General features: G+C 62.5%; 18 protein-coding genes and 3 tRNA genes. 5 read left to right on the forward strand and 16 right to left on the reverse strand.

All coding sequences use genetic code 11. The features are described from left to right. Positions 1-8: 8 nt before the first annotated feature. Positions 9-479 carry a 30S ribosomal protein S7 gene (rpsG, locus tag AC6H34_RS28530; protein WP_448148082.1) on the reverse strand — a complete coding sequence of 157 codons (471 nt, stop codon included), beginning with the start codon at positions 477-479 and terminating at the stop codon, positions 9-11. A gap of 14 nt (positions 480-493) precedes the next feature. Next, positions 494-865, reverse strand: a complete 372-nt coding sequence (rpsL, locus tag AC6H34_RS28535; protein WP_068299562.1) for a 30S ribosomal protein S12 — start codon at positions 863-865, stop codon at positions 494-496. Positions 866-1,387: 522 nt separating this feature from the next. Here rpsL and AC6H34_RS28540 point away from each other — a divergent pair. Genes AC6H34_RS28540 through AC6H34_RS28555 form a run of 4 tightly spaced genes read left to right on the forward strand, consistent with a single transcriptional unit; the run spans position 1,388 to position 5,348 of the window. Then, positions 1,388-1,897, forward strand: a complete 510-nt coding sequence (locus AC6H34_RS28540; RefSeq protein ID WP_497541071.1) for a 2Fe-2S iron-sulfur cluster-binding protein — start codon at positions 1,388-1,390, stop codon at positions 1,895-1,897. Continuing rightward, the gene (locus tag AC6H34_RS28545; protein ID WP_497541072.1) at positions 1,894-2,886 is read left to right on the forward strand and encodes an FAD binding domain-containing protein; all 993 of its coding nucleotides are present in this window, start codon (positions 1,894-1,896) and stop codon (positions 2,884-2,886) included. Before AC6H34_RS28540 ends, AC6H34_RS28545 begins: the two co-directional genes overlap by 4 nt. Further along, positions 2,883-5,168 carry a xanthine dehydrogenase family protein molybdopterin-binding subunit gene (locus AC6H34_RS28550; RefSeq protein WP_497541073.1) on the forward strand — a complete coding sequence of 762 codons (2,286 nt, stop codon included), beginning with the start codon at positions 2,883-2,885 and terminating at the stop codon, positions 5,166-5,168. The genes AC6H34_RS28545 and AC6H34_RS28550 overlap by 4 nt, the downstream gene beginning before the upstream one ends. 30 nt (positions 5,169-5,198) lie before the next feature. After that, the gene (locus AC6H34_RS28555) at positions 5,199-5,348 is read left to right on the forward strand and encodes a hypothetical protein (protein WP_497541074.1); all 150 of its coding nucleotides are present in this window, start codon (positions 5,199-5,201) and stop codon (positions 5,346-5,348) included. Positions 5,349-5,409: 61 nt separating this feature from the next. Here AC6H34_RS28555 and AC6H34_RS28560 read toward each other — a convergent pair whose 3' ends face one another. Further along, positions 5,410-6,228 carry a DeoR/GlpR family DNA-binding transcription regulator gene (locus AC6H34_RS28560; protein WP_448148086.1) on the reverse strand — a complete coding sequence of 273 codons (819 nt, stop codon included), beginning with the start codon at positions 6,226-6,228 and terminating at the stop codon, positions 5,410-5,412. A gap of 339 nt (positions 6,229-6,567) precedes the next feature. Between AC6H34_RS28560 and AC6H34_RS28565 the strand changes: the two genes are divergently transcribed. Continuing rightward, positions 6,568-10,011 (forward strand): autotransporter domain-containing protein, encoded by a 3,444-nt coding sequence (locus AC6H34_RS28565; RefSeq protein WP_497541290.1) that lies wholly within the window; start codon positions 6,568-6,570, stop codon positions 10,009-10,011. 201 nt (positions 10,012-10,212) lie between these two features. Here AC6H34_RS28565 and rpoC read toward each other — a convergent pair whose 3' ends face one another. The 13 genes from rpoC to AC6H34_RS28630 form a co-directional block, all read right to left on the reverse strand. Continuing rightward, entirely contained in the window at positions 10,213-14,412 is a 4,200-nt protein-coding gene (gene rpoC, locus AC6H34_RS28570; RefSeq protein WP_448148088.1) for a DNA-directed RNA polymerase subunit beta', read from the reverse strand. Between the two features lie 133 nt (positions 14,413-14,545). Further along, positions 14,546-18,667 (reverse strand): DNA-directed RNA polymerase subunit beta, encoded by a 4,122-nt coding sequence (gene rpoB / locus AC6H34_RS28575; RefSeq protein WP_448148089.1) that lies wholly within the window; start codon positions 18,665-18,667, stop codon positions 14,546-14,548. 301 nt (positions 18,668-18,968) lie between these two features. Next, positions 18,969-19,349, reverse strand: coding sequence for a 50S ribosomal protein L7/L12 (rplL, locus tag AC6H34_RS28580; RefSeq protein WP_497541075.1), 381 nt, complete (start codon positions 19,347-19,349; stop codon positions 18,969-18,971). Between the two features lie 54 nt (positions 19,350-19,403). Next, complete coding sequence (gene rplJ, locus AC6H34_RS28585; protein WP_448148091.1) at positions 19,404-19,922, reverse strand: 50S ribosomal protein L10; 519 nt, start codon at positions 19,920-19,922, stop codon at positions 19,404-19,406. 674 nt (positions 19,923-20,596) lie between these two features. Beyond that, positions 20,597-21,295: a 50S ribosomal protein L1 gene (rplA, locus tag AC6H34_RS28590; RefSeq protein ID WP_448148092.1), complete on the reverse strand. Its 699-nt coding sequence runs from the start codon at positions 21,293-21,295 to the stop codon at positions 20,597-20,599. Between the two features lie 4 nt (positions 21,296-21,299). Beyond that, positions 21,300-21,731 carry a 50S ribosomal protein L11 gene (rplK, locus tag AC6H34_RS28595; protein WP_448148093.1) on the reverse strand — a complete coding sequence of 144 codons (432 nt, stop codon included), beginning with the start codon at positions 21,729-21,731 and terminating at the stop codon, positions 21,300-21,302. A gap of 136 nt (positions 21,732-21,867) precedes the next feature. Beyond that, positions 21,868-22,401, reverse strand: coding sequence for a transcription termination/antitermination protein NusG (gene nusG, locus AC6H34_RS28600; protein ID WP_448148094.1), 534 nt, complete (start codon positions 22,399-22,401; stop codon positions 21,868-21,870). A gap of 10 nt (positions 22,402-22,411) precedes the next feature. Further along, positions 22,412-22,609, reverse strand: coding sequence for a preprotein translocase subunit SecE (gene secE / locus AC6H34_RS28605; RefSeq protein WP_448148095.1), 198 nt, complete (start codon positions 22,607-22,609; stop codon positions 22,412-22,414). A gap of 181 nt (positions 22,610-22,790) precedes the next feature. Next, a tRNA-Trp gene (locus AC6H34_RS28610) sits at positions 22,791-22,866 on the reverse strand. Between the two features lie 158 nt (positions 22,867-23,024). Continuing rightward, positions 23,025-23,351 (reverse strand): YbjQ family protein, encoded by a 327-nt coding sequence (locus AC6H34_RS28615; protein ID WP_448148096.1) that lies wholly within the window; start codon positions 23,349-23,351, stop codon positions 23,025-23,027. A 181-nt stretch (positions 23,352-23,532) separates the two neighbouring features. After that, positions 23,533-24,723: an elongation factor Tu gene (gene tuf, locus AC6H34_RS28620; protein ID WP_448148097.1), complete on the reverse strand. Its 1,191-nt coding sequence runs from the start codon at positions 24,721-24,723 to the stop codon at positions 23,533-23,535. A gap of 140 nt (positions 24,724-24,863) precedes the next feature. Further along, positions 24,864-24,937: transfer RNA gene (locus AC6H34_RS28625), tRNA-Gly, on the reverse strand. 69 nt (positions 24,938-25,006) lie between these two features. Beyond that, positions 25,007-25,091 (reverse strand) — tRNA-Tyr (locus AC6H34_RS28630). Positions 25,092-25,265: the final 174 nt, after the last annotated feature.

Below are 25,265 nucleotides of genomic sequence, written 5' to 3' on the forward strand. Positions count from 1 at the left end.
CTTCCGGCTTACCAGCGGTAATGCGAGAAGGCGCGGTTGGCTTCCGCCATCCGGTGCGTGTCTTCGCGTTTCTTCACGGCATTGCCGCGATTGTTGGAGGCGTCGAGCAGTTCACCCGACAGCTTCTCTTCCATGGTCTTCTCGTTGCGGTTGCGGGCCGCGGCGAGGATCCAACGGATGGCAAGAGCCTGGCGACGCTCGGGGCGAACTTCGACCGGAACCTGGTAGGTCGCACCGCCGACGCGGCGGGAACGAACCTCGATCGCCGGAGCGACGTTCGACAAGGCCGTCTGGAACACCGTGATCGGGCTCTGCTTGGCCTTGGCTTCGATGGTGTCGAAAGCGTCGTAGACGATCTTTTCGGCAACCGACTTCTTGCCATCATACATGATGGCATTCATGAACTTGGTTACGACGAGATCACCGAACTTCGGATCCGGGATGATCTCACGCTTCTCTGCACGATGGCGACGCGACATGGTGGACTCTTCCCTTACTTCGGACGCTTCGCGCCGTACTTCGAACGACGCTGCTTGCGGTTCTTGACACCCTGGGTATCGAGAACGCCGCGGAGGATGTGGTAGCGAACGCCCGGCAAGTCCTTCACGCGGCCGCCGCGGATCATGACCACGGAGTGCTCCTGAAGGTTGTGGCCTTCGCCAGGAATGTAGCCGATGACTTCGAAGCCATTGGTGAGACGCACCTTGGCAACCTTACGAAGAGCCGAGTTCGGCTTCTTCGGAGTCGTCGTATACACACGAGTGCACACACCGCGCTTCTGCGGGCATGCTTCCAGGTGGCGCGCCTTCTCGCGATACACTTTCGGTTCGCGCGGCTTGCGGATCAGCTGGCTAATGGTTGGCATCGTTCGCCCTTCAAAATCGAATAGCACGCCCTTGCGAACGCGCAGCTTTTGCCCTGCGTGGACAACCACGCAAAACGAAACCGCGCCAGCTTCCCGATTACGGGATGCAAGCGCGACACCCACAGAGGATCGCAACGCAAGGCGAAACGATCATGACCGGAACTGTGTCTGGTAGTCCGGAGGCAGCGTTTAAGCGATCGGTTCCGCGTCTTGGCGACTGCAGGAACAATACAGCTTACCGCCTGCCCTGAAAGTGAGGCCGTCTTTAACTGCCGACTCAATCGCAGTCAAGCGCAAACCGCGTCAAAATTGCCAGAAATCTCGTTTTCGACCGGCAAAACGCCCGCATGGGCCACCTCTCTTTTTTGCATGGCTCTCCCCGCCCGCGCAAGACCCACTCCCTCCTTGTCGACAGCTATCCGACCATCCGCTCCCCGCAAGGAAACACGCCCAGGCGGAACCCCGGTGCCTTCGGAAATGTTTAAATGCCAGTCGCTGGCCACATCCCACGCGGAGACGCCCATGCATTTCCTCATAAACGACGAACTCCACGAAATCGACGTGGACGTCCGGACCTCGCTCCTCGATCTCCTGCGCGAACATCTCCACCTGCGCGGAACCAAGAAGGGTTGCGATCAGGGAGCCTGCGGCGCCTGCACTGTCCTGGTCGACGGCGAGCGCATCAATTCCTGCCTGGCGTTTGCGGTGCAATATCAGAATCGACCAATCCTGACGATCGAGGGCGTGGGCAGGCCGGAGGCGCTGCACCCCCTCCAGCAAGCCTTCATCGAGCATGACGGCTTCCAGTGCGGCTATTGCACCTGCGGACAGATCTGCTCCGCCCTCGGCATGATATCCGAGGCCGAGCGGGGCATCCCCAGCCTGGTGAGCGCGGAACTCGACGCCGACCACTACGACCTTGCCGAGGAAGAGCTGCGTGAGCGCATGAGCGGCAATCTCTGCCGCTGCGGCGCCTATAACGGCATCGTCGCTGCCATCAAGGCCGTACTCGACAAGAGGGCAACGGCATGATTCCATTTCGATACGCGCGCGCCGCCGACCGGACTGCTGCGATCCGAGCCTATATGGACAGCGAAGATGCCCGCTATCTCGGCGGCGGCACCAATCTCGTCGACCTCATGCGCGAAAATATCGAGCGCCCGGCGACGATCATCGACATCTCCGGTCTCGACGGCGAAATCAGGGATCTGCCGGACGGCGGCCTGTTGATCGGGGCCGAAGCCCGGAACACCGCCGTCGCCGCTCACCTCGGCGTGCGCCAACGCTACCCGCTGCTTGCCCGCGCCCTTCTTGCGGGTGCCTCCGGCCAGATCCGCAACATGGCAACGGTAGGCGGCAACATTCTACAGCGCACGCGCTGCGCCTATTTCTACGACACGGCAGCGCGCTGCAACAAACGGGTGCACGGCGCCGGCTGCGACGCTATCGAGGGCTTCAACCGCATGCACGCCATCCTCGGTGCGTCCCCGGCCTGCGTGGCGACGCACCCTTCCGACATGTGCGTGGCGCTCGCGGCACTGGATGCCGTCATTCACCTGGAAGGCCCAGCGGGGGTGCGCAGCCTGTCCTCCGTCGATTTTCATCGTCTTGCAGCCGGCACGCCCGAGATCGAGACCGAACTTATGCCCGGCGAACTGATCACCGCCGTGGAGTTGCCTGCCCTGCCCGCAGCGCGCCATTCCGCCTATGTGAAGGTACGCGACCGGGCCAGCTATGCCTTCGCCCTGGTCTCGCTCGCCGCGATCATCGACATCGACAGGCACGGCATGATCAAGGAGATCCGCCTGGCGCTCGGCGGCGTCGCCCACAAGCCCTGGCGTGCCTCCGCCGCCGAGGCGCAACTCTGGGGCTGCAAGGCGAGCCTGGAGAACTTCGCGGCGGCGGCCGAGACGGAACTGGCACCCGCGGTGGCCCTCCGGGACAACGGCTTCAAGATCGAGGTCGCCAGGCGTCTCATCGTTCGCACCCTGCAATCGCTGACCCTGGAGGAGCGGCCATGAATTTCATCGAGAAGGCCGCCTCCGCAGTCGCCAGATTCGTGCCCGATCGCTCGCCCGATCCTCTCATGGATGCGGATGACTGCGTTCGCCGCCCGCTCTCGCGTATCGACGGTCCGCTCAAGGTCAGCGGGCGGGCGACTTTCGCGGCCGAGGTGGAATATGAAAACCTGGCTTATGGCAGTATCGTCTGCAGCACCATTCCCCGCGGCCGCATCGCTGAGATCGACACATGCGCAGCCGAAGGGGCCCCCGGCGTCGCGTTGGTGATGACATATCGAAATGCCCCTCGCCTCGCGTCTCCCCCACGCGCCTTCGACGACCGCCAGTCCTGCTCTGCGAGCGACTTACCGGTGATGCAGGATGACAGCATCCACTGGAACGGGGAGCCGGTTGCCTTGGTGCTGGCGGACAGCCAGGAGCAGGCCGACTATGCCGCTTCGCTCGTCACCGTGTCCTACCAGGCGGATACCGCTCATACCGACTTCGATCTGCTCAGGCCGGCGGCCAAGCCGCCGCACGACATCCTCGGAGAACCGCCCAAAGTGGCCATCGGCCGAGCCGAGGAGGCGCTGACCAAGGCTGCCTTCGTCGTGGACCAGACCTACCGGACGCCGCGCCACAACCATGCCGCCATCGAGCCCCACGCTGTCACGGTGGCCTGGGACGAGGACGGTAGACTGTTGGTGCACGAAGCCACCCAGATGCTGAACGGCACACGCTATACGCTCGCGAAAGTCCTCGGCATCGGTGAGGACAAGATCCGCGTGCTCTCGCCGTTCGTGGGCGGAGGCTTCGGCAACAAGGCGATATGGAGCCACCAGATCCTCGCTGCCGCAGCAGCAAGGCTGACCCGCCGGCCGGTGCGGATCGCACTGCCCCGCGAACAGGTCTTTCGTCTTACCGGCGGGCGGACACTGTCGGAACAGCGTGTAGCGCTCGGGGCCGACGAAGAAGGCAATCTGCTCGCGCTCCTCCATACCGGCTGCACAGCCGTCACCGCGCATAATTCATTCCCGGAGCAATTCAGTTTCCCCGCACGTCATCTCTATGCCGCCAGGAACTTCCTGATCGACCAGAAGGTGGTCGAGCTCGACATGATCGCCAATACGTCGATGCGGGCGCCCGGAGAATCGATCGGCACCTTCGCTCTGGAGTCGGCCATAGATGAACTGGCGGCGGCGCTCGGCGAGAATCCCATCGACCTGCGTCGGCGCCTCGAGCCCGACCGCGACCCGACGACCCGGCGTCCCTTCTCGTCGAGGCACCTGATGGAGGCTTATGCGCATGGTGCCGAACGGTTCGGCTGGCATCGCCGCGAGCCGAGGCCGCGTTCACAGCGCCAGGGTGACTGGCTCTATGGCCAGGGCGTCGCGACCGGGACCTACCCCTACTACCGGATGCCTGGCGGGGTGGCGCGCATCACCCTCACCGCCGCAGGTGATGCCGTAATCTCGATGGCCAGCCACGAGATGGGCATGGGCACCGCTACCGTACAGACGCAGCACGCCGCCGAGCGGCTGGGCCTGCCTGTCGCCCGCGTCCGCTTCGACTATGGCGATTCCGATCTGCCGGCCGGCACGATGGCCGGCGGCTCCTCGCAGACGGCAAGCATTGCTGCAGCGGTAGCCGCCGCACAGGAAGTCCTGGTGAAACTCCTGCTCAAGCTCGCCGGAAACGACTCGCCCATCGCCGGGTTGCGCCCCTCCGAGGTCAGGGCGCACGATGGCGGCCTGTGCAAGAGCGATGAGCCCGGCCGGCACGAAAGCTACGTTTCCATACTTCGACGATCCGGGCGAGATCAGGTGGAAGCCGAGGCGACGGCACCGATGCCGTTCGAAATGAAGAAATACTCGATGCATTCCTATGTAGCCCAGTTCTGCGAGGTCCGGGTCCATGAGATCACGGGCGAGGTCCGCATCAGTCGCTGGCTGGGTTCCTTCGATACCGGCCGCATCCTTAATCCGAAGACGGCGGCCAGCCAGTTTCGGGGCGGCATCATCATGGGAATTGGGCTCGCGCTCACGGAGGAGACGCAGTTCGATCCCCGCAGCGGACGTATCATGAATGCATCCCTTTCCGACTATCACGTGCCTGTCCAAATGGACGTCCCGAACATCGACGTGATCTGGACCGACATACCCGACCCGCACGCCCCCATGGGTCTGCACGGGATTGGGGAGATCGGCATCACCGGCGCGGCCGCCGCAATCGCCAACGCAGTCTACAACGCGACAGGCAGGCGTGTCCGCGAATTGCCCATCACCCTGGACAAGCTGCTTTGAAACCGTCGCCGGCATACGGAGGATAGAGCCATGATCCGCAAGTTGAAGTCCGGCGAATACCGCCTCTATTCACGCAAGCAGGACCCAAAGACCGGGAAGCGTCGGAACCTCGACACTTTCCAGACCCGCGAGGCTGCCCAGAAGCACGAGCGGGCAATACAATATTTCAAACGTCACTAAGAATAAAAAACAAATACTTAGAGCAAAAATGGAACCAAAATCTACGAAACATCATAGTAAATCAGCATATGATCTCGACATCATTGTCTTTCAACAGACGCAGAATTTCGCCCTCGGGATAGGCATCAGTAACCAGAATGTCAATGTCTGCGATCGTGCCCAGGCGAACCATGGCACGCTTGCCGAATTTGCTGCTGTCTACCGCCAATATGGTGCGCTCGGCCTGTGCCATGGCGGCGGCTGCAATGACGCCCTCTGCATGATCATCGTCGCAGATGTCGCCGTCCCGGTCGATGCCACTCACGGATATGAGGGCGAAGTCGAATTTGAACCTCTTCATGAAATCCGCGGTGTCCTCCTGGAAGATCCCGCCGTGAACCGGACGGACGAACCCGCCCGGAACCGCCAATGTGAAGTTGGAGTTCTCGCTCAATATGGTGGCTACCCGCAGGCTGTAGGTCACCAGGCGAAGGTGCCTGTGTCTGAGCAGTGCATGCGCGATCGCCTCGCAGGTCGTGCCCGAGTCGATGAAGAGATTTGCCCCCTCGGGCACGAGGTCGCCGACCACTTGCGCGAGGCGCTCTTTCTGCGCAGCGTTCTCGACCCGCCGCTGGCGATAGACCGATGTTTCCAGGGGTGTCGTCAGGACCGCGCCGCCATGCAGGCGACGTATCTTTCCGGCCTCCTCCAGCGCCATGATGTCGCGACGCGCCGTTTGTGTGGTCACCCCAAAAAGCGAAGCGATCTCCTCGATCGCCACGTAGAAATTCTGGGCGACCAGACGCAAGATCGCTTCCTGGCGTCCCTCCTTCTTCCCTCCCTCGCCCGAATGTTCGATGCTCAACGGCCCGGTTCCGCCACCAGTTGACAAATCACGCATGTCAGTAGGCTGCCATCTTACCAGAACGTTGCCAATGTGACTTGCCGCTCTGACCTGTATCCACACTTGGTCGACGGCCACCCTTCAAAATCTTGCATAACGACGCAGTCCGCCGCTCCGCCCGAACGCCACCCAGGCCGACACGAGCTGACATTGTAAATAAAACAACATTATTCATGTCACATATCAAACATGTCTTAACGGTAAGACTCCCCGCGGTCCGGCCATCAAGCCGCTTGAGCCGGCCATTTTTGCCGGGGGATTTCAAAAATGTTGCTTTATGCAAAAGCGTTGTTGGAAAAAAGACACAAGGGAGCGTTGAGGCGCCTGTCGCGCTCGATGCTCTGCAGTGTCGCCGCTCTGGGGGCCTTGATCCTGTCGCCGATAGTTCCAGGAGCACAAGCACAGGAAAAGCCGGGAACGCTTCGTGTACTGAGCTTCAACACGTGGCGAGAATACTTCAATAGCGGCATCGGCAGCGATGCCAGCGCCATGTCCGATTTTCTGACCAAGGGAAACTACGACGTCATCGCGCTGCAGGAACTCTGCTATCTAAGTGACTGCGCCTACATGAAGGACATTCCGCGCGTGCTCGGAGATGCCGGCATGGGCACCTATTCGGGCTCGCGCTCAGGCGAAGACGGTGTCCTTAGCCGTATTCCAGGAACGCCGGGCGAATTCGTCTGGGGCAATTATTTCAGCGGCCAGGTTGCTCATTTCACCACGGACGCACAAAACGGCATTCCGCAGACGACCTTCGTTTCCGCTCATTTCGACTGGCGCGACGATCCTCAGACCTATCGCGTCAGCGAAGCTCAAACGCTCGTGAACTGGGCGGCCCAGCAGAGCAACCCGATTCTGATGATGGGTGATTTCAACGCTGGTGACGTTTCCGAACGTGGCCTGCATACGGCGGAGCAGCAGGCCTATCTCTTCGCGCGCACGATCGTCGACTCGAGCAGTTCCGATCTGTGGAAGCAACTGGCATCGGAATATACGCCCGCCGGCCGGGAGGGCGAATATCAAAGCTACGTCCAGGCGATGCAGGTCGTCGAGGGAAACGGCAGCCCGCGCTACCGGAATGTGATCCAAGCCTATTTTGACGCCCATCGGGACGAGTACCCCGGCCTGACGAGCATCTCGGACATGAGCTGGCGACAGTGGGAAGAGATCATCGCCAAGGATATGACCGCGAACGGCCTCACATTCGAGGACGAGACCTATCCCGTCGCGAGCAACCAGCCGACGACGATGAACATCCTCAAGAAGCAGTTCATCGTATTGAATTCTGATTCGACGCGCGAGGACTACGCGCCGCACACGCAGGGCGACGGCAGCGTGACCTGGCCCACGAGCGCGGAGGAGAATACGGCGACGAGCTGGGATCGCTCCGCCATCGATCATTTCCTGGCGTCGCGTCCCTTCGGCAAGTGGTGGAAGGTCATCGATGACCCCACCGATCCCTATCTCGGCGCGATGACCGAGACGGACAAGGCCAATGACGGCCAGACTCCTCTATCCGACCACGCGCTGGTTGCCCATGAGTTGCAGTGGATCGGTCCCGCCCTGGAAGGCTACGCGCCTGACGCTACCAAGAAGACGCTGGTCTGGGGCGAGGAAGCCAACACGTTCGTCGACGACGACAAGACGTTCTACCTGACACGCAACAACATGCGTACGGACGTGCATCTCGGCGAAGTTTCGGACGGTGCGGGCAATCCGATCCTGACAGGCCTGACGACGGACGAAAAGAAGAGCCTGCTCGATTGCGCCAGCAAGGACCCCCGCTTTCAGCAAGCGATACGGGACTATTGCATCGACGATCACTCCTTCATCGGCGAGACACTGGTCAAGGACAAGGGCATCCTCATTGTCGACGAGGACGCGGCGCTCGGCACCTCGCAGGCCAAGCTCAGGCTGGCGGATGGTACCCTGCGGGTGATCGGCGATGAGATGAACAGCCTGGATCGCGCCCTGGTGCTGGAAGGAGCGGGAGGTTCACTCGATGTCGCCAGCACCGCCAATGCGGTGACAGTGGGCCAGACCATATCGGGCACCGGCGGCTTGACGAAACTTGGTGCCGGCGGCGTTCGCCTGACGGGCAGCAGCACCTACGCCGGGCCTACTTTCGTCAACCAGGGTGCACTCGTCGTCGACGGCTCCGTGACCTCGGCGGTGACGGTCGATCAAGGGGCAGCACTCGGCGGCAAGGGAACCATTGGCGGCCTCACGGGCAAGGCCGGCAGTCTGACCGCCCCCACCGGCGGCGGGGTGCTGAGCGTGAAAGGCAACGTCCGCTTCGAACAAGGCAGCTATTATCAGGTCACCCTTGGTGAAAACGGCGGCTCAAGCCGGCTCGATGCGACCGGTGGCGTGACTTTGAATGGTGGCACCTTGCTAGTCGGCCGCCAGGACGGCACCGGACCGATGACCGCGGCCGAATTGCTTGGCCATCTGGACAAGACATATACCGTCCTGACCGCCGATGGCGGAATCCAGGGGCGGTTCGATGCGGCCATGCCCAACTACGCGTTTCTCGACGCGAGCCTGGACTACGATCCCGACCGGGTGCAATTGACGATCGAGCGCAATGATCGCAGCTTCGCCAGCGTGGGCCAGATAGCCAATCAGCGAGCAGCGGGCGCAGGGCTCGAATCCCTCGGCCTCGGCAATGCACTCCATGACGACTTTCTCGTATCCGGTCTCGACGATGGCCTTGCCACGCGTCTGGGTTCCCTTTCGGGAGAGGTCAATGTTTCCGCCCAGACGACCCTGATCGAGGATGCATCCCTGCTTCGGGATGCGGCCGGCGATCGCCTGCGTGCCAGTCTCGGCCCGGCGGGTACCACTGTTTCGGCGACGGCGACCACCGTACCCGCCGGCGAGAGGATGCAGTTTGCTTCGCTCGGCAACCCGGCGGTACCTCGGGCGAGCGCGCCGACTGCCACGTCCTTCGCTGCGGACGGTCTCGTATTCTGGGGCCAGGGTTTCGGATCCTGGGGGCGCAGCGGGCGAAGCGGCAATGCCGTGGGGATGACGCGCAACAGCGGCGGCTTCCTGGTCGGCGCCGATACGCCTGTCGTTTTGAACGATGCCATGCTCCGACTCGGCGCCCTCGCCGGCTACAGCCGCACCACCTTCAGCACATCCGGACTCGGGAGCGGCGACAGCGACAACTACCACCTCGGCCTCTATGGCGGCGCGCTTGCGGGCCCGCTCGCACTGCGCGCCGGTGCCTTCTATACATGGCACGATGTCTCCACCAGCCGTACGGCCGTCGGGCAGGGCCTGAACGCGGACTACCGCGCCGGCACCGCCCAGGTCTTCGGCGAGGCGGGATACAACATGCGTTTCGGTGGTCTGGGCCTCGAGCCATTTGCCAACCTGGCCTATGTCAACCTGCACGCGGACAGCTTTCACGAAAGCGGCGGCAGCGCGGCGTTGGGCGCGGCGTCCTCCAGCACGGGAACCACGTTCTCGACCCTGGGCCTGAGGGCATCCAGCGAGTTCGAAATGGCCGGCATGGCGACACGCATCAGCGCCACGCTCGGTTGGCGTCACGCCTTCGGCGACACCGCGCCGCTCACCAAATTCTCCTTCGACGGCGGCATGCCTTTTGGCGTGGAAGGCGTACCCATTGCGCGCGATGCCCTGACGGCAAAGGCCGGGGTCGACGTAGCCCTCGGACAATCCACGACCTTCAACCTGTCCTATGGCGGGCAATTCGCCCGTCGCGGCAGCTTCGACCAGAACGTTTCGGGAAAACTCAGCGTAAAATTCTGAGCAGGTGGCGGGGGCCAACTCGGCGGCCCAATACCGCTGCACGGCGATGGTGCCGTGCGGCGGCGAGGGCCGAAGCCCTGCCGTGGTGCTGGATCATCGAGTTAGCACTGGTCGCATTGTTCAGCCTGACTTGTCGAAACCCCGACGCAAAAAGGGGCGGCCCTTCCGGACCGCCCCTTGTCAATCAGGATCGTAGAACGCTCATTCCGCGGCAGGCAGCGCCACGACTTCGCCTTCGGTTCCGGCAACCGGGGTGCCGGCTTCCGTCTGCTTCTGCTGCAGGATGAGATCGTCGCGGCGCTTGGCGATCTCGCGGACACGCGCGATCTGGGCACCGGTGCCGGCCGGGATGAGGCGGCCGACGATGACATTCTCCTTCAGGCCCTCGAGCGCGTCCGACTTGCCGTTGACGGCAGCCTCGGTGAGCACGCGGGTAGTCTCCTGGAACGAAGCCGCCGAGATGAAGGAACGGGTCTGCAGCGAGGCCTTGGTGATGCCGAGCAGCACCGGATGACCCGTCGCAGGCTTCCTGTTCTCCTCGACCGCCTTGGCATTGGCCGCTTCGAACTCGATACGGTCGACCTGCTCGCTGGGAAGGAACTCGGTATCGCCGGCATCGACGATCTCGATCTTCTGCAGCATCTGGCGGACGATCACCTCGATATGCTTGTCGTTAATCTGCACGCCCTGCAGGCGGTAGACTTCCTGGATTTCGTTGACCAGGTAGGCCGCCAGTTCCTCGACGCCCTTGACCGCAAGAATGTCATGCGGAGCGGGGTTGCCGTCGACGATGAAGTCACCCTTTTCCACGACGTCGCCGTCCTGGAGATGGATGTGCTTGCCCTTCGGGATCAGATACTCGACCGGCTCCTGATCCGCCTCATGCGGCTGGATCGTGAGGCGCCGCTTGTTCTTGTAGTCGCGACCGAACTGGATCGTGCCTGTGATCTCGGCAATGATCGCAGCATCCTTCGGACGACGGGCTTCGAACAGTTCGGCGACGCGCGGCAGACCGCCGGTGATGTCGCGGGTCTTGGCGCTCTCCAGCGGAACGCGGGCGATGACGTCGCCGGCATGCACCTTCGAGCCCGGCTCGACCGAGATCACCGATTCCGCCGCCAGGAAGTAGCGTGCATCGCCACCGCGCGACAGCTTGGCCATCTTGCCGTCCGCCGTCTTGATGACGATGGCCGGCCGCAGGTCCGCCGAGCGGTTGGAGGTACGCCAGTCGGAGACGACGCGCTTGGTGATACCCGTCGACTCGTCGGCACTTTCGTTGAGCGAAATGCCGTCGACCAGATCCTCGAACCCAGCCACACCTTCGACTTCGGTGATCACCGGGCGGGTATAGGGATCCCACTCGGCGATGCGCTGGCCGCGCTTGATCTTGTCGCCGTCATCGACCTTGACGCGGGCACCGTAGGGGACGCGGTTGACCGAGCGCTCCGTGCCGTCATGGTCGAGGACCACGACTGCCAGGTTGCGGGCCATGGCGATGAGTTCGCCATCCGAGTTACGGACGACGTTGCGGTTGCGGATCTTGACGGTGCCCTCGAAGGTCGACTCGATGTTCGAGGTCTCGTTGATCTGCGCCGCGCCGCCGATGTGGAAGGTACGCATGGTGAGCTGCGTGCCCGGTTCACCGATGGACTGCGCCGCAATGACGCCCACTGCCTCGCCCATGTTGACGCGCGTGCCGCGCGACAGGTCACGCCCGTAGCAGGTGGCGCACACGCCGTTCTTGGTCTCGCAGGTGAGCACCGAACGGATCTTCACTTCCTGGATACCCGAAGCGCTGATCAGGTCGACTGCCTTCTCATCGATCATGCCGCCCATCGGCACGATGACCGTGCCGGTGGAAGGATCGGTGATGTTCTCGGCCGCGGTACGGCCGAGGACGCGAACGCCGAGCGAAGCCACGATCTGGCCCGCGTCGATGATCGCACGCACGCCGATGCCGCCTTCCGAGCCGCAATCGATCTCCGTAATGATCGAGTCCTGGGCGACGTCGACGAGACGGCGCGTCAGGTAGCCCGAGTTGGCGGTCTTCAAGGCGGTGTCGGCCAGACCCTTGCGGGCGCCGTGGGTCGAGTTGAAGTACTCGAGCACGGTGAGGCCTTCCTTGAAGTTCGAGATGATCGGGCTTTCGATGATCTCGCCCGACGGCTTGGCCATCAGGCCGCGCATGGCGCCGAGCTGGCGCATCTGGGCGGGCGAACCACGAGCCGAGGAGTGAGCCATCATGTAGATGGAGTTGATCGGCCGATCGCGGCCGTTCTCGTCCTTCTTCACGGCCGAGATGCGCTCCATCATCTCCTTGGCGAGGAGATCGGCGCACTTGGCCCAGGCGTCCACCACCTTGTTGTACTTTTCGCCCTGGGTGATCAGACCGTCATTGTACTGCTGCTCGTAGTCCTTCGCGAGAGCGTCGGTCTCGGCGACGATCTTCCACTTGTTCTCCGGAATGACGATGTCGTCCTTGCCGAACGAGATGCCCGCCTTGAAGGCGTTGGAGAAGCCGAGCGTCATGATGCGATCGCAGAAGATGACCGCTTCCTTCTGACCCACGTTACGATAGACGACGTCGATGAGGGCGGAGATCGCCTTCTTCGTCATCAGGTTGTTGGCGGCGTCGAAAGTAATCTTCGGGCTCTTCGGCAGCAGCTCGGCCAGCTTCACGCGGCCGGGCGTGGTGTCGTAGAGCTTGGAGACGGGATTGCCGTCCGCGTCCACGCCCTTCCAACGCCACTTGATCTTCGTGTGCAGCGTGATGACCTTGCTGTCGAGCGCATGATCGAGCTCGCCGATATTGCCGAAGGTCATGCCCTGGCCGGGCATGCCGTCGGACATCAGCGTCACGTAGTAGAGACCGAGCACGACGTCCTGCGAGGGCACAATGATCGGCTGACCGTTGGCCGGATGCAGGATGTTGTTGGTCGACATCATGAGCACCCGCGCTTCCAGCTGCGCTTCGAGCGACAGCGGGACGTGCACGGCCATCTGGTCGCCGTCGAAGTCCGCGTTGAAGGCGGTGCAGACCAGCGGGTGAAGCTGGATCGCCTTGCCTTCGATCAGCACCGGCTCGAAGGCCTGGATGCCGAGGCGGTGCAGCGTCGGAGCCCGGTTGAGCAGGACCGGATGTTCGCGGATGACCTCGTCGAGGATATCCCAGACTTCCGGCTTTTCCTTCTCGACCAGCTTCTTGGCCTGCTTGACGGTTGCCGAAAGCCCCTTCGCGTCGAGACGCGAGTAGATGAAGGGCTTGAACAGCTCAAGCGCCATCTTCTTCGGCAGGCCGCACTGATGCAACTTGAGCTCCGGGCCGACCACGATCACCGAGCGGCCGGAATAGTCGACGCGCTTGCCGAGCAGGTTCTGGCGGAAGCGGCCCTGCTTGCCCTTCAGCATGTCGGACAGCGACTTCAGCGGACGCTTGTTGGCACCGGTGATGACGCGGCCACGGCGGCCGTTGTCGAAGAGCGCGTCCACAGCTTCCTGCAGCATGCGCTTTTCGTTGCGGATGATGATGTCGGGCGCGCGCAGTTCGATCAGCCGCTTCAGGCGGTTGTTGCGGTTGATGACGCGACGATAGAGGTCGTTGAGGTCCGAGGTCGCAAAGCGACCGCCGTCCAACGGCACGAGCGGACGCAGATCCGGCGGGATAACCGGAACGGCGGTCAGGATCATCCACTCGGGCTTGTTGCCCGACTGGATGAAGGCCTCGATGATCTTCAGGCGCTTAGCGAGCTTCTTGGGCTTCAGCTCCGAAGTGGATTCGGCGATCTCGACGCGCAGGTCAGCCGCGATCTTCTCCAGATCCATGGCGCGCAGCATCTCGCGGATGGCCTCGGCGCCGATCATGGCGGTGAACGAGTCCTCGCCATATTCGTCCTGCGCACGAGCGTACTCGTCCTCGGAGAGGAGCTGACGCTCCTTCAACGGGGTGAGGCCGGGCTCGATCACGACGTAATATTCGAAGTACAGGATGCGCTCGAGATCCTTGAGCGTCATATCCATCAGGAGGCCGATGCGGCTGGGCAGCGACTTCAGGAACCAGATATGGGCGACGGGCGCGGCGAGCTCGATATGGCCCATGCGCTCGCGGCGAACGCGCGAGAGCGTCACCTCGACGCCGCACTTCTCGCAGATCACGCCCTTGTACTTCATGCGCTTGTACTTGCCGCACAAGCACTCATAGTCCTTGATCGGACCGAAGATGCGCGCACAGAACAGGCCGTCACGCTCGGGCTTGAACGTACGGTAGTTGATTGTCTCCGGCTTCTTGATCTCGCCGTAGGACCAGGACAGGATTTTCTCCGGCGAGGCGATCGAGATCTTGATCTGATCGAAGGTCTGCGGCTGCGCCACCGGGTTGAAGAGATTCATGACCTCTTGGTTCATGGCCGTCTCCAGTTTTGCGCAGGGCGGGGCCAGACACCCCTGCCCGCGCGGATAAAAATGGGGGGCGGGTCATCAGACCCGCCTCATTCGCGGTACGGTTCGCGGCAGGTCCGAAGACCCGCCCCCGGCAGCATCACTCGGCGGCTTCGGCCGGCGGCAGCATCTGGTCGGCATTGCGCAGACCGGTGAGCTCGACGTTGAGGCCAAGCGAACGCATTTCCTTGACCAGCACGTTGAACGACTCCGGAATGCCCGCCTCGAAGGAGTCGTCGCCGCGCACGATGGCCTCGTAGACCTTGGTGCGGCCGGCAACGTCGTCCGACTTGACGGTGAGCATTTCCTGCAGCGTGTAGGCCGCGCCATAGGCTTCGAGCGCCCACACTTCCATTTCGCCGAAACGCTGGCCGCCGAACTGCGCCTTGCCACCCAGCGGCTGCTGCGTGACCAGCGAGTACGGACCGATCGAACGGGCATGGATCTTGTCGTCGACCAGATGGTGCAGCTTCAGCATGTAGATGTAGCCGACAGTCACCTTGCGGTCGAAGGCATTGCCCGTGCGCCCGTCGTAAAGCTGCACCTGGCCCGAAGCGTCGTGGCCCGACATCTTGAGGAAGTCGACGATGTCGCTTTCCTTCGCGCCGTCGAAGACCGGGGTCGCGATCGGCACGCCGCGGCGAAGTGTCGAGGACATGTCCACGAGCTCGCGCTCGTCCATGCCTTCGATCTCCTCGTTGTTGCCGTAGATGCGCTCAAGCGTGCCCTTCAGCTGCTTGACGCCCCTGCCCTTCTTGTAGGCGTCGACGGCCTCGCCGACGAGCTTGCCCAGACCCGCAGCCGCCCATCCCAGATGGGTTTCGAGGATCTGGCCGACATTCATGCGGCTCGGCACGCCGAGCGGGTTCAGCACGATGTCCACCGGCGTACCGTCCTCGAGGAACGGCATGTCCTCGATCGGCATGATGCGCGAGACGACACCCTTGTTCCCGTGACGGCCGGCCATCTTGTCGCCCGGCTGGATCTTGCGCTTCACAGCGACGAAGACCTTGACCATCTTCATGACGCCCGGAGGCAGCTCGTCGCCGCGCTGCAGCTTCTCGACCTTGTCGAGGAAGCGCTGCTCAAGGCGCTTCTTCGACTCGTCGTACTGCTTGCGCATGGCTTCGATCTCGCTCATCAGCGCATCGTCGGCCACGGCGAAGTTCCACCACTGCGAGCGGGGATATTCCTGCATCACATCGGCGCTGAGCACCGTCTCCTTCTTGAAGCCCTTCGGCCCGCCGATCGCCGGCTTGCCGTCGAGGATCTCGAGGAGGCGCTGATAGACGTTGCGGTCCAGGATCGCCTGCTCGTCGTCGCGGTCCTTGGCCAGGCGCTCGATCTCCTCGCGCTCGATCGCCTGGGCGCGCTCGTCCTTGTCGACGCCGTGGCGGTTGAACACGCGCACTTCGACGATGGTGCCGGTGACCCCCGGGGGCACGCGCAGCGAGGTGTCGCGCACGTCGGAAGCCTTCTCGCCGAAGATGGCTCGCAGGAGCTTTTCTTCCGGCGTCATCGGGCTCTCGCCCTTCGGCGTGATCTTGCCGACGAGGATGTCGCCTGCCTGCACCTCGGCACCGATATAGACGATGCCGGCTTCGTCCAGATTCTTCAGCGCTTCTTCCGAAACGTTCGGAATGTCGCGCGTGATTTCCTCCGGACCCAGCTTGGTGTCGCGGGCCATCACTTCGAACTCGTCGATGTGGATCGACGTGAACACGTCTTCCTTGGCGATGTTCTCGCTGAGGAGGATGGAGTCCTCGAAGTTGTAGCCGTTCCAGGGCATGAACGCGACGAGCACGTTGCGGCCGAGCGCGAGTTCGCCGAGTTCGGTCGAGGGACCGTCGGCGATGATGTCACCCTTCTTAACGACGTCGCCGACGCGCACCAGCGGCTTCTGCGTGATGCAGGTCGACTGGTTGGAGCGCTGGAACTTCATCAGGCGGTAGATGTCGACGCCGGACTGGGTCGGGTCGAGATCGGCGGTGGCGCGGATGACGATACGCGTCGCGTCGATCTGGTCGACGATGCCGGTGCGGCGCGCGGCGATCGCGGCGCCCGAGTCGCGGGCGACCACGCTCTCCATGCCGGTGCCCACGAAGGGAGCATCGGCGCGGACCAGCGGCACGGCCTGGCGCTGCATGTTCGCACCCATCAGGGCGCGGTTGGCGTCGTCATTCTCGATGAACGGAATGAGCGCGGCGGCGACCGAGACGAGCTGTTTGGGCGAAACGTCCATGTAGTCGACGCGTTCCGGCGCGACCATCAGCACGTCGCCGGCATGGCGGCAGACCACGAAGTCTTCCGTCAGGCGGCCATCCTTGTCGAGCGGGATGTTCGCCTGTGCGACGTAGTACTTGCCCTCTTCCATGGCCGACAGGTAGACAACCTCGGGCGTGACCTTGCCGTCGCGGACGCGACGATAGGGCGCCTCGATGAAGCCGTACTTGTTGACGCGGGCGAAGGTGGCCAGCGAGTTGATCAGGCCGATATTCGGGCCTTCCGGCGTCTCGATCGGGCAGATGCGGCCGTAATGCGTCGGATGCACGTCGCGGACTTCGAAGCCGGCGCGCTCGCGGGTCAGACCGCCCGGGCCAAGGGCCGAGAGGCGGCGCTTGTGGGTGATCTCCGAGAGCGGGTTGGTCTGGTCCATGAACTGCGAGAGCTGCGAGGAACCGAAGAACTCACGCACGGCGGCAGCCGCCGGCTTGGCGTTGATCAGGTCCTGCGGCATGACCGTGTCGACGTCGACCGAGGACATGCGCTCCTTGATGGCACGCTCCATGCGCAGCAGGCCGACGCGATACTGGTTCTCCATCAGCTCGCCCACCGAACGCACGCGGCGGTTGCCGAGATGGTCGATGTCGTCGATCTCGCCCTTGCCGTCGCGCAGGTCGACCAGCGTCTTGACCACGGCCAGGATGTCGTCCTTGCGCAGCACGCGCACGGTATCCTCAGCGTCGAGGTCGAGACGCATGTTCATCTTGACGCGGCCGACCGAGGAAAGGTCGTAGCGCTCGGCGTCGAAGAACAGCGACTGGAACATCGCTTCCGCCGAGTCGATGGTCGGCGGCTCGCCCGGTCGCATGACGCGATAAATGTCGAACAGCGCTTCTTCGCGTGAGTTATTCTTGTCAGCGGCGAGCGTGTTGCGGATGTAGCCACCCACAGTGACGTGATCGATGTCGAGCACGGGAATCTCGTGGAAGCCCTCGTCAGCCAGCAGCTTGAGGTTCTTCTCGCTGAGTTCGTCGCCCGCCTCGAGATAGATCTCGCCCGTCTTCTCGTTGACGATGTCCTCGGAAACATAGCGGCCGACGAGATCCTCGTCGGTGACGCGCAACGCCTTGAGGCCCTTCTCGGCCAGGGCGCGTGCCGAACGCGCGGTCAGCTTCTTGCCGGCCTCGACGACCACCTCACCCGTATCGGCATCGATGAGGTCGACCGTGGGCTTTGCGCCCTTCAGGCGGTTCCAGTCATAGGGAACGCGCCAGCCGCCCTTGTCGCTGACATAGGTGATGGAGTTGTAGAAGGTGCGCAGGATTTCTTCGCCGTCCATGCCGAGGGCGAAGAGCAGCGAGGAGACCGGGATCTTGCGGCGGCGATCGATGCGCGCATGCACGATGTCCTTGGCGTCGAACTCGATGTCGAGCCAGGAGCCACGATAGGGAATGATGCGCGCGGCGAACAGGAGCTTGCCCGAGGAATGGGTCTTGCCCTTGTCGTGGTCGAAGAACACGCCAGGCGAGCGATGCATCTGGGAGACGATGACGCGCTCGGTGCCGTTGACGATGAAGGTGCCGTTCATGGTCATGAGCGGCATATCGCCCATGTACACGTCCTGCTCCTTGATGTCCTTCACCGACCGGGCACCGGTTTCCTCGTCGACATCGAACACGATGAGGCGCAGCGTCACCTTGAGCGGCGCAGCAAAGGTCATGCCGCGCTGGCGGCACTCGTCGACGTCATACTTGGGGGCTTCGAACTCGTACTTGACGAATTCGAGCATCGCCTTGTTGGAGAAGTCAGAGATCGGGAAGACCGACTTGAAGACGGTCTGCAATCCCTCGTCCGTCCGCCCGCCTTCGGGTTCGTAGACCTGGAGAAACTGGTCGTAGGAAGCCTTTTGAACCTCGATCAGGTTCGGCATCGTCGCGACTTCGCGGATCTTTCCGAAAAACCGGCGGACGCGCTTGCGGGCAGTGGTCGTCTGAGCCATGTGGTCCTCGTCCTCTAATGCTGCACCGGTGGGAGTGTCCGGCGCCGCAGGCATTGGCATCGGCAGCTGAAGAGGAAGCCCCTTCCCTGCCCGGCGACGCAGCGCTGGCGCGGCGCGTCGCGGAAACATCAGCCGGCATGCCGGCTCTTCGCAGCTTTCGCGGCGGACCGGAAAACCCAGCAGCTCCCTGTGAGGAGCTGGAGATTCTCAGGTCCGCCGCCCCGGCGCTCCGGACCAGGCCCAAAACGCCGAAAAGGCCCCGGGGGAAACCCCGGAGCCGTAACGCCTGACGCAAGCTCGATTACTTGAGCTCGACCTTGGCGCCGACCTTCTCGAGGGTCGCCTTGATCTTCTCGGCTTCGTCCTTGGCAACGCCTTCCTTGACGGGCTTCGGAGCAGCTTCGACGAGGTCCTTGGCTTCCTTGAGGCCGAGGCCCGTGATCGCGCGGACTTCCTTGATGACTTCGATCTTCTTGTCGCCGGCAGCGGCGAGAACGACCGTGAACTCGGTCTTCTCTTCAACCGGAGCAGCAGCAGCGCCACCAGCGCCCGGAGCAGCGGCAACAGCCACGGCAGCGGCGGCCGAAACGCCCCACTTCTCTTCCAGGGCCTTTGCGAGGTCTGCAGCCTCGAGCACGGTCAGGCTCGAGAGGTCTTCAACAAGCTTTTCAATCTTGGACATTGTCCATAATCCTTGGTTTTGGTTCGTACCGGTTTAATCGGGTTGCGAACGGCCTTACGCCGCTTCGTCTTGCTTGGCATAGGCTCCGAACACGCGGGCCAGCTTGGCAGCCGGTGCGTTGACGACCTGAGCGATCTTGGTAGCCGGGGCCTGGATGAGGCCGATGAGCTTGGCGCGCAGTTCGTCCAGGGACGGCAAGGTCGCAAGCGCCTTGACACCATCCTGGTTCAGAGAGGTCTTGCCCATCGCGCCGCCGAGGATAACGAACTTGTCGTTGGCCTTGGCGAAGTCGACGGCGACCTTTGGTGCAGCCACCGGATCGCTCGAATAAGCGATCAGGGTCGGGCCCTTCATGAGGGGCGCGATGGAGGCCACATCCGTGCCATCAAGAGCGATCTTGGCGAGGCGGTTCTTCGCGACCTTCACAGTCGCACCAGCTGCCTTCATCTGCTTGCGCAGAGTCTGCATCTGGGCGACGGTCAGGCCGGAATAGTGAGCTACGACGACAACCCCAGTGGTCGTGAAGACCTGCTGGAGAAAGCCGATGAACTCCTGCTTTTCCGCTCTTTCCACGTTGCTCTCTCCGGTTGCAGCATCTCGCGGGACGAGAATGCTGACCGTTGCACTTGCCGCCTTCGCAAGCGCCCGGCGAACCGGGCCCGTTGAAGACGACGCTTGAGTGCCTGTCCCCTTACAACCGGACATGCGTCAATATGACACACGCCCCGATGACAGGTGCGTCGGATCGAACCAATTCACGAGGCAGCCGCGAGGCGGATACCGAAAACCGGTCTTCCCCGTCTATGCAGGCCAAAAGGAGAGCCTTTTTGGGCATCTCGCCGGCGATTAAGCGGGTTTCCCCGCGCCTGCAGTCTCGGACAGGACATGGCCATCAAGGTTCGAGAACCCATCCGGCCAGTCAGCCATCCGAATTTCTCCGGACAGCAAAAATCCCGGGCTGTTTACACATCCCAGGTTCATGAACCTTTGATCAGTTCAGTGAGAAGCGCGATATAGTCCCTCGAAGCACGAATGCCAAGAGGAAATCTTGGTGCCGGTGCCACTTTTTCAAGATGCCTCCCGGTCGCTGCGACCCACGGTTCCCAACATAGGGCCCGCTTTCTCATCCATCAAGACCCGGGGGCCGCGGCAGATGCGAGAAAGCAAAGGCTTCGCCCCGCCGCGCCCACGAAAAAGCCCCGCCGAAATGGTCGGCGGGGCCTACTATACTCAATCTGCCAGGCCTATCAGGCGCTCAGGACCGACGACGGATCGATCTTGACGCCCGGTCCCATGGTCGAGGACACAGCAACGCGCTGGACATAGGTGCCCTTGGCGCCGGTGGGCTTGGCCTTCACGACCGCGTCGGCGAACGCCTTGATGTTCTCGGAGAGCTTCTCGGCCGAGAACGAGGCCTTGCCGATGGCACCGTGCACGATGCCGGCCTTCTCGACGCGGAACTCGACCGAACCACCCTTCGAAGCCTTGACGGCGGAGGTGACGTCCATGGTCACGGTGCCGACCTTCGGGTTCGGCATCATGCCGCGCGGGCCGAGCACCTTACCGAGACGGCCGACCAGCGGCATCATGTCCGGGGTGGCAATGCAGCGATCGAAGTCGATCTTGCCGCCATTGACGATCTCGACGAGATCCTCGGCGCCCACCACGTCCGCACCGGCGGCGCGGGCTTCGTCAGCCTTGGCGCCACGGGCGAACACCGCCACGCGCAGGGTACGGCCCGAACCGTTCGGCAGGTTGCACACGCCGCGGACCATCTGGTCGGCATGGCGAGGGTCGACACCGAGGTTCATGGCGATCTCGACGGTCTCGTCGAACTTCGCCTTGGCGCGCTCCTTGATGAGCGAGATGGCCTCGTCGAGGCCGTAGAGCTTGGTGCGGTCAATGCCTTCCTTGGCCGCGCGAATACGCTTTCCGTGCTGAGACATCATATCACCCGACGATCTCGAGGCCCATCGACTGGGCGGAACCCTTCACCATGGCCATCGCCGACTCAACCGAATCCGTGTTGAGGTCGGGAAGCTTCTTCTCCGCGATCTCGCGGATCTGGGCCATCGTGATCTTGCCTGCCTTGGCACCCTTGCCGGGGGTCTGCGAACCGGACTTGATGCCGGCAGCTTCCTTAACCCAGTAGGAGACGGGCGGCAGCTTCAGTTCGAAGGTGAAGGAACGATCCTGATAGGCCGTGATGATGACCGGGATCGGGGTTCCCTTGGTCATCTGCGCGGTCTTCGCGTTGAAGGCCTTGCAGAATTCCATGATGTTCAGGCCGCGCTGACCGAGCGCGGGGCCGATGGGCGGCGACGGGTTCGCGGCGCCGGCCGGAACCTGAAGCTTTACGTAGCCCGTAATTTTCTTCGCCATTTGTTGCTCCTGTGCGGGTTGCCCCGCGGTTATCAGCCATCGAGACGATGGCAGGTGACCGCCGAAGCGGCCGGAGTTTCGCGGTTCGGTTCCGCCGGGCGGCGATCAGCCCGACTTCCCCTCCCGCGTACGGAATTCAGACCTTTTCGACCTGCCCGTATTCGAGTTCGACCGGGGTTGCCCGGCCAAAAATGGAAACCGCCACCTTGAGGCGGGCGCGGCTCTCGTCGACTTCCTCGACGATGCCGTTGAAAGAAGCGAACGGACCGTCGGCCACCTTGACCTGCTCGCCGACCTCGAAGCTGACCGAGGGCTTGGGCCGCTCGACGCCGTCGGCGACCTGCCCCTTGATGCGCTCCGCCTCGCGGTCGGGAATCGGCACGGGCTTGGCCTTGTCGGCACCCAGGAAGCCCGTGACCTTCGGCGTATTCTTGATGAGGTGATGAACCTCGTCCGTCAGATCGCATTTCACCAGCACATAGCCGGGGAAGAACTTGCGTTCGGTGTCGACCTTGCGGCCGCGGCGAACCTCGACGACCTTCTCGGTCGGCACCAGGATCTCTTCGAACAGATCCTGCAGCCCACGCTGGGCGACCTGCTCGCGAATCGACTGAGCGACCTTGTTCTCGAAATTAGAATAGGCGTGAACGATATACCAACGCTTGGCCATTGGATTTTCCCTAGCGGCCCAGATTGAGAATGAGGCCGACGGCGCCATGCATCAGCGTGTCGGCGATCGAGAAGAAGATCGCCATGATGATCACGAAGACAAAGACCATGAAGGCCGTAATCATTGTCTCCCGGCGCGTGGGCCAGGTGACCTTGTTCGTCTCATTGCGAACCTGCCGCAGGAACTCCAACGGAGTCGTCTTTGCCATCGTTCTCTACCGCCTCGACCGGAACCAGACCGTCCCGGCACTCATTTCGAAATCCCGCCTCGCAAAAGCAAGGTCGGGCCTGAATTCTAAATTGCCAACACAAAACCGAGGGTGCGGCCAAACCCCATCCCTCGGCTTGCATGACAGAGCGAAAAAAGCTGAACGCCTCATCCGCGTGAATTGGCAGGAGCAGTAGGGATCGAACCTACGACCTACGGTTTTGGAGACCGTCGCTCTACCAGCTGAGCTATACTCCTACGCGTTGCTCGCGCGGCGCTTACATAGCCGCGCAAACGATTTGGTGCAATCCCGTAGATGGGAAGTCTGCGTAAAAAAATAGCCGGGAGGGCGAGCTTTCAACTCCCTCCCGGAGGCGGCCGTAAGCCCGAGGCTCAGGAAGTTTCGCGGTCCCGGATCACCCGTGAATGGGCTCAACCTGTACGGCCGAGCCGTAGGCGAGCACCTCGGTGATGCCTTCCATGATCTCGTTGGCATCATAGCGCATGGCGATGACCGCATTGGCACCGAGGTCCTGCGCGTGCTGCACCAGAAGCTCATAAGCCTCCTGCCGCGCGGTCTCGGCGAGATTGGTGTAGACCGACAGCTTGCCGCCGAACACGGACTGGATGGCGCCGCCCAGATTGCCGATCACGCTGCGCGAGCGCACGGTGATGCCGCGCACGACGCCGAAATGCCGCGTGATGCGGTAGCCGGCAAGGTCGTTGGTGGTGACGACGATCATGGGGTTCTCCTTAAACGAAGGAAGGTCTTCGAGACTGACCGAAAACTCGCAGAAACCTCGACTTTTGTCATCGCCGCTCGTTCCGTGTCGCGGCTCGTGAGGCTGGCCTTGGCCTCCTGAAACAAAACCGGCGCGACTTGCGCCGCGCCGGTTCCGAAAGATCGGGCATGAGGCCCGGCTCTTACTCGATGATGGCGGCGACGACGCCGGCGCCGACGGTACGGCCGCCTTCACGGATAGCGAAGCGCAGCTTCTCTTCCATGGCGATCGGCACGATCAGGCTCACCGTCATGGCGATGTTGTCACCCGGCATCACCATCTCCGTGCCTTCCGGCAGCGTCACCACGCCCGTCACGTCCGTCGTGCGGAAGTAGAACTGCGGACGGTAGTTGCCGAAGAACGGCGTATGACGGCCACCCTCTTCCTTCGTCAAGATGTAGGCCTCGGCCTTGAACTTGGTGTGCGGCTTCACCGAACCCGGCTTGCACAGCACCTGGCCGCGCTCCACGTCCTCGCGCTTGGTGCCGCGCAGCAGCGCGCCGATGTTGTCGCCCGCCTGGCCCTGGTCCAGAAGCTTGCGGAACATCTCGACGCCCGTCACCGTCGTCTTCTGCGTGGCCCGGATGCCAACGATCTCGACTTCCTCGCCAACCTTCACGATGCCGCGCTCGACACGACCCGTCACCACGGTACCGCGGCCCGAGATCGAGAACACGTCTTCGACCGGCATCAGGAAGGGCTGGTCGATCGGACGCTCCGGCTGCGGAATGTACTCGTCAACCGTCTGCATCAGCTGCAGGATCGCGTCATGCCCGATCTCCGGCGACTTGTTCTCCAGCGCCATCAGCGCCGAGCCCTTGGTGATCGGAATGTCGTCGCCAGGGAACTCATACTTCGACAGGAGCTCGCGAACTTCGAGCTCCACCAGCTCCAGCAGTTCCGGATCGTCGACCATGTCGACCTTGTTCAGGAACACCACCAGCGCGGGAACGCCGACCTGGCGGGCCAGAAGGATGTGCTCGCGGGTCTGCGGCATCGGGCCGTCAGCCGCAGAAACCACCAGGATCGCGCCGTCCATCTGCGCCGCACCCGTGATCATGTTCTTCACGTAGTCCGCGTGGCCGGGGCAGTCCACATGCGCATAGTGACGGTTCTTCGTCTCGTATTCCACATGCGCCGTCGAGATCGTGATGCCACGAGCCTTCTCTTCCGGAGCCTTGTCGATCTGGTCATACGCCGTGAACGTCGCACCGCCCGTCTCGGCAAGAACCTTCGTGATCGCCGCCGTCAGCGACGTCTTGCCATGGTCAACGTGACCAATCGTGCCGATGTTGCAGTGCGGCTTGTTGCGTTCAAATTTCTCTTTGGCCATAGCCCCGTTTCCAGCATTGGAGGATTGGGTATTTCGCCGGTGCGAAATATCGGGCGGGTCGATAGGGGTTTTTGGAGCAGCGCGCAAGATAAGAATGGCGCGAAATCATATCCCTGCTCGAATTCGAACCGGAAAAGGGTTGGAGCGGGTGAAGGGAATCGAACCCTCGTATTCAGCTTGGAAGGCTGCTGCTCTACCATTGAGCTACACCCGCAATCAGGATCCATCGTCAGGCATGGTCAAGTTTGACGGGATAGACCCTCACACAGGATTCCGTGGACGTTGGTGGAGGGGGTTGGATTCGAACCAACGTAGGCTGAGCCAACGGATTTACAGTCCGTCCCCTTTAACCACTCGGGCACCCCTCCAAACCGTCCTTCCGCAACGCTATGAACCGCCGCGAAACCAAAGCTGCCGAGTGGTGCGGCCGCTTCGTTCAGAGGGCGCCGTTATGGTGAGGCGGACGGAAGCTGTCAACCCAAAAGGCACAGTTCACCGACGACTTTCTGCACTTAATTTCCCTTGGGGCTTTTTTTGCCGCG

The sequence above is a fragment of the Labrys sp. ALF-8 genome (genome assembly GCF_059699065.1).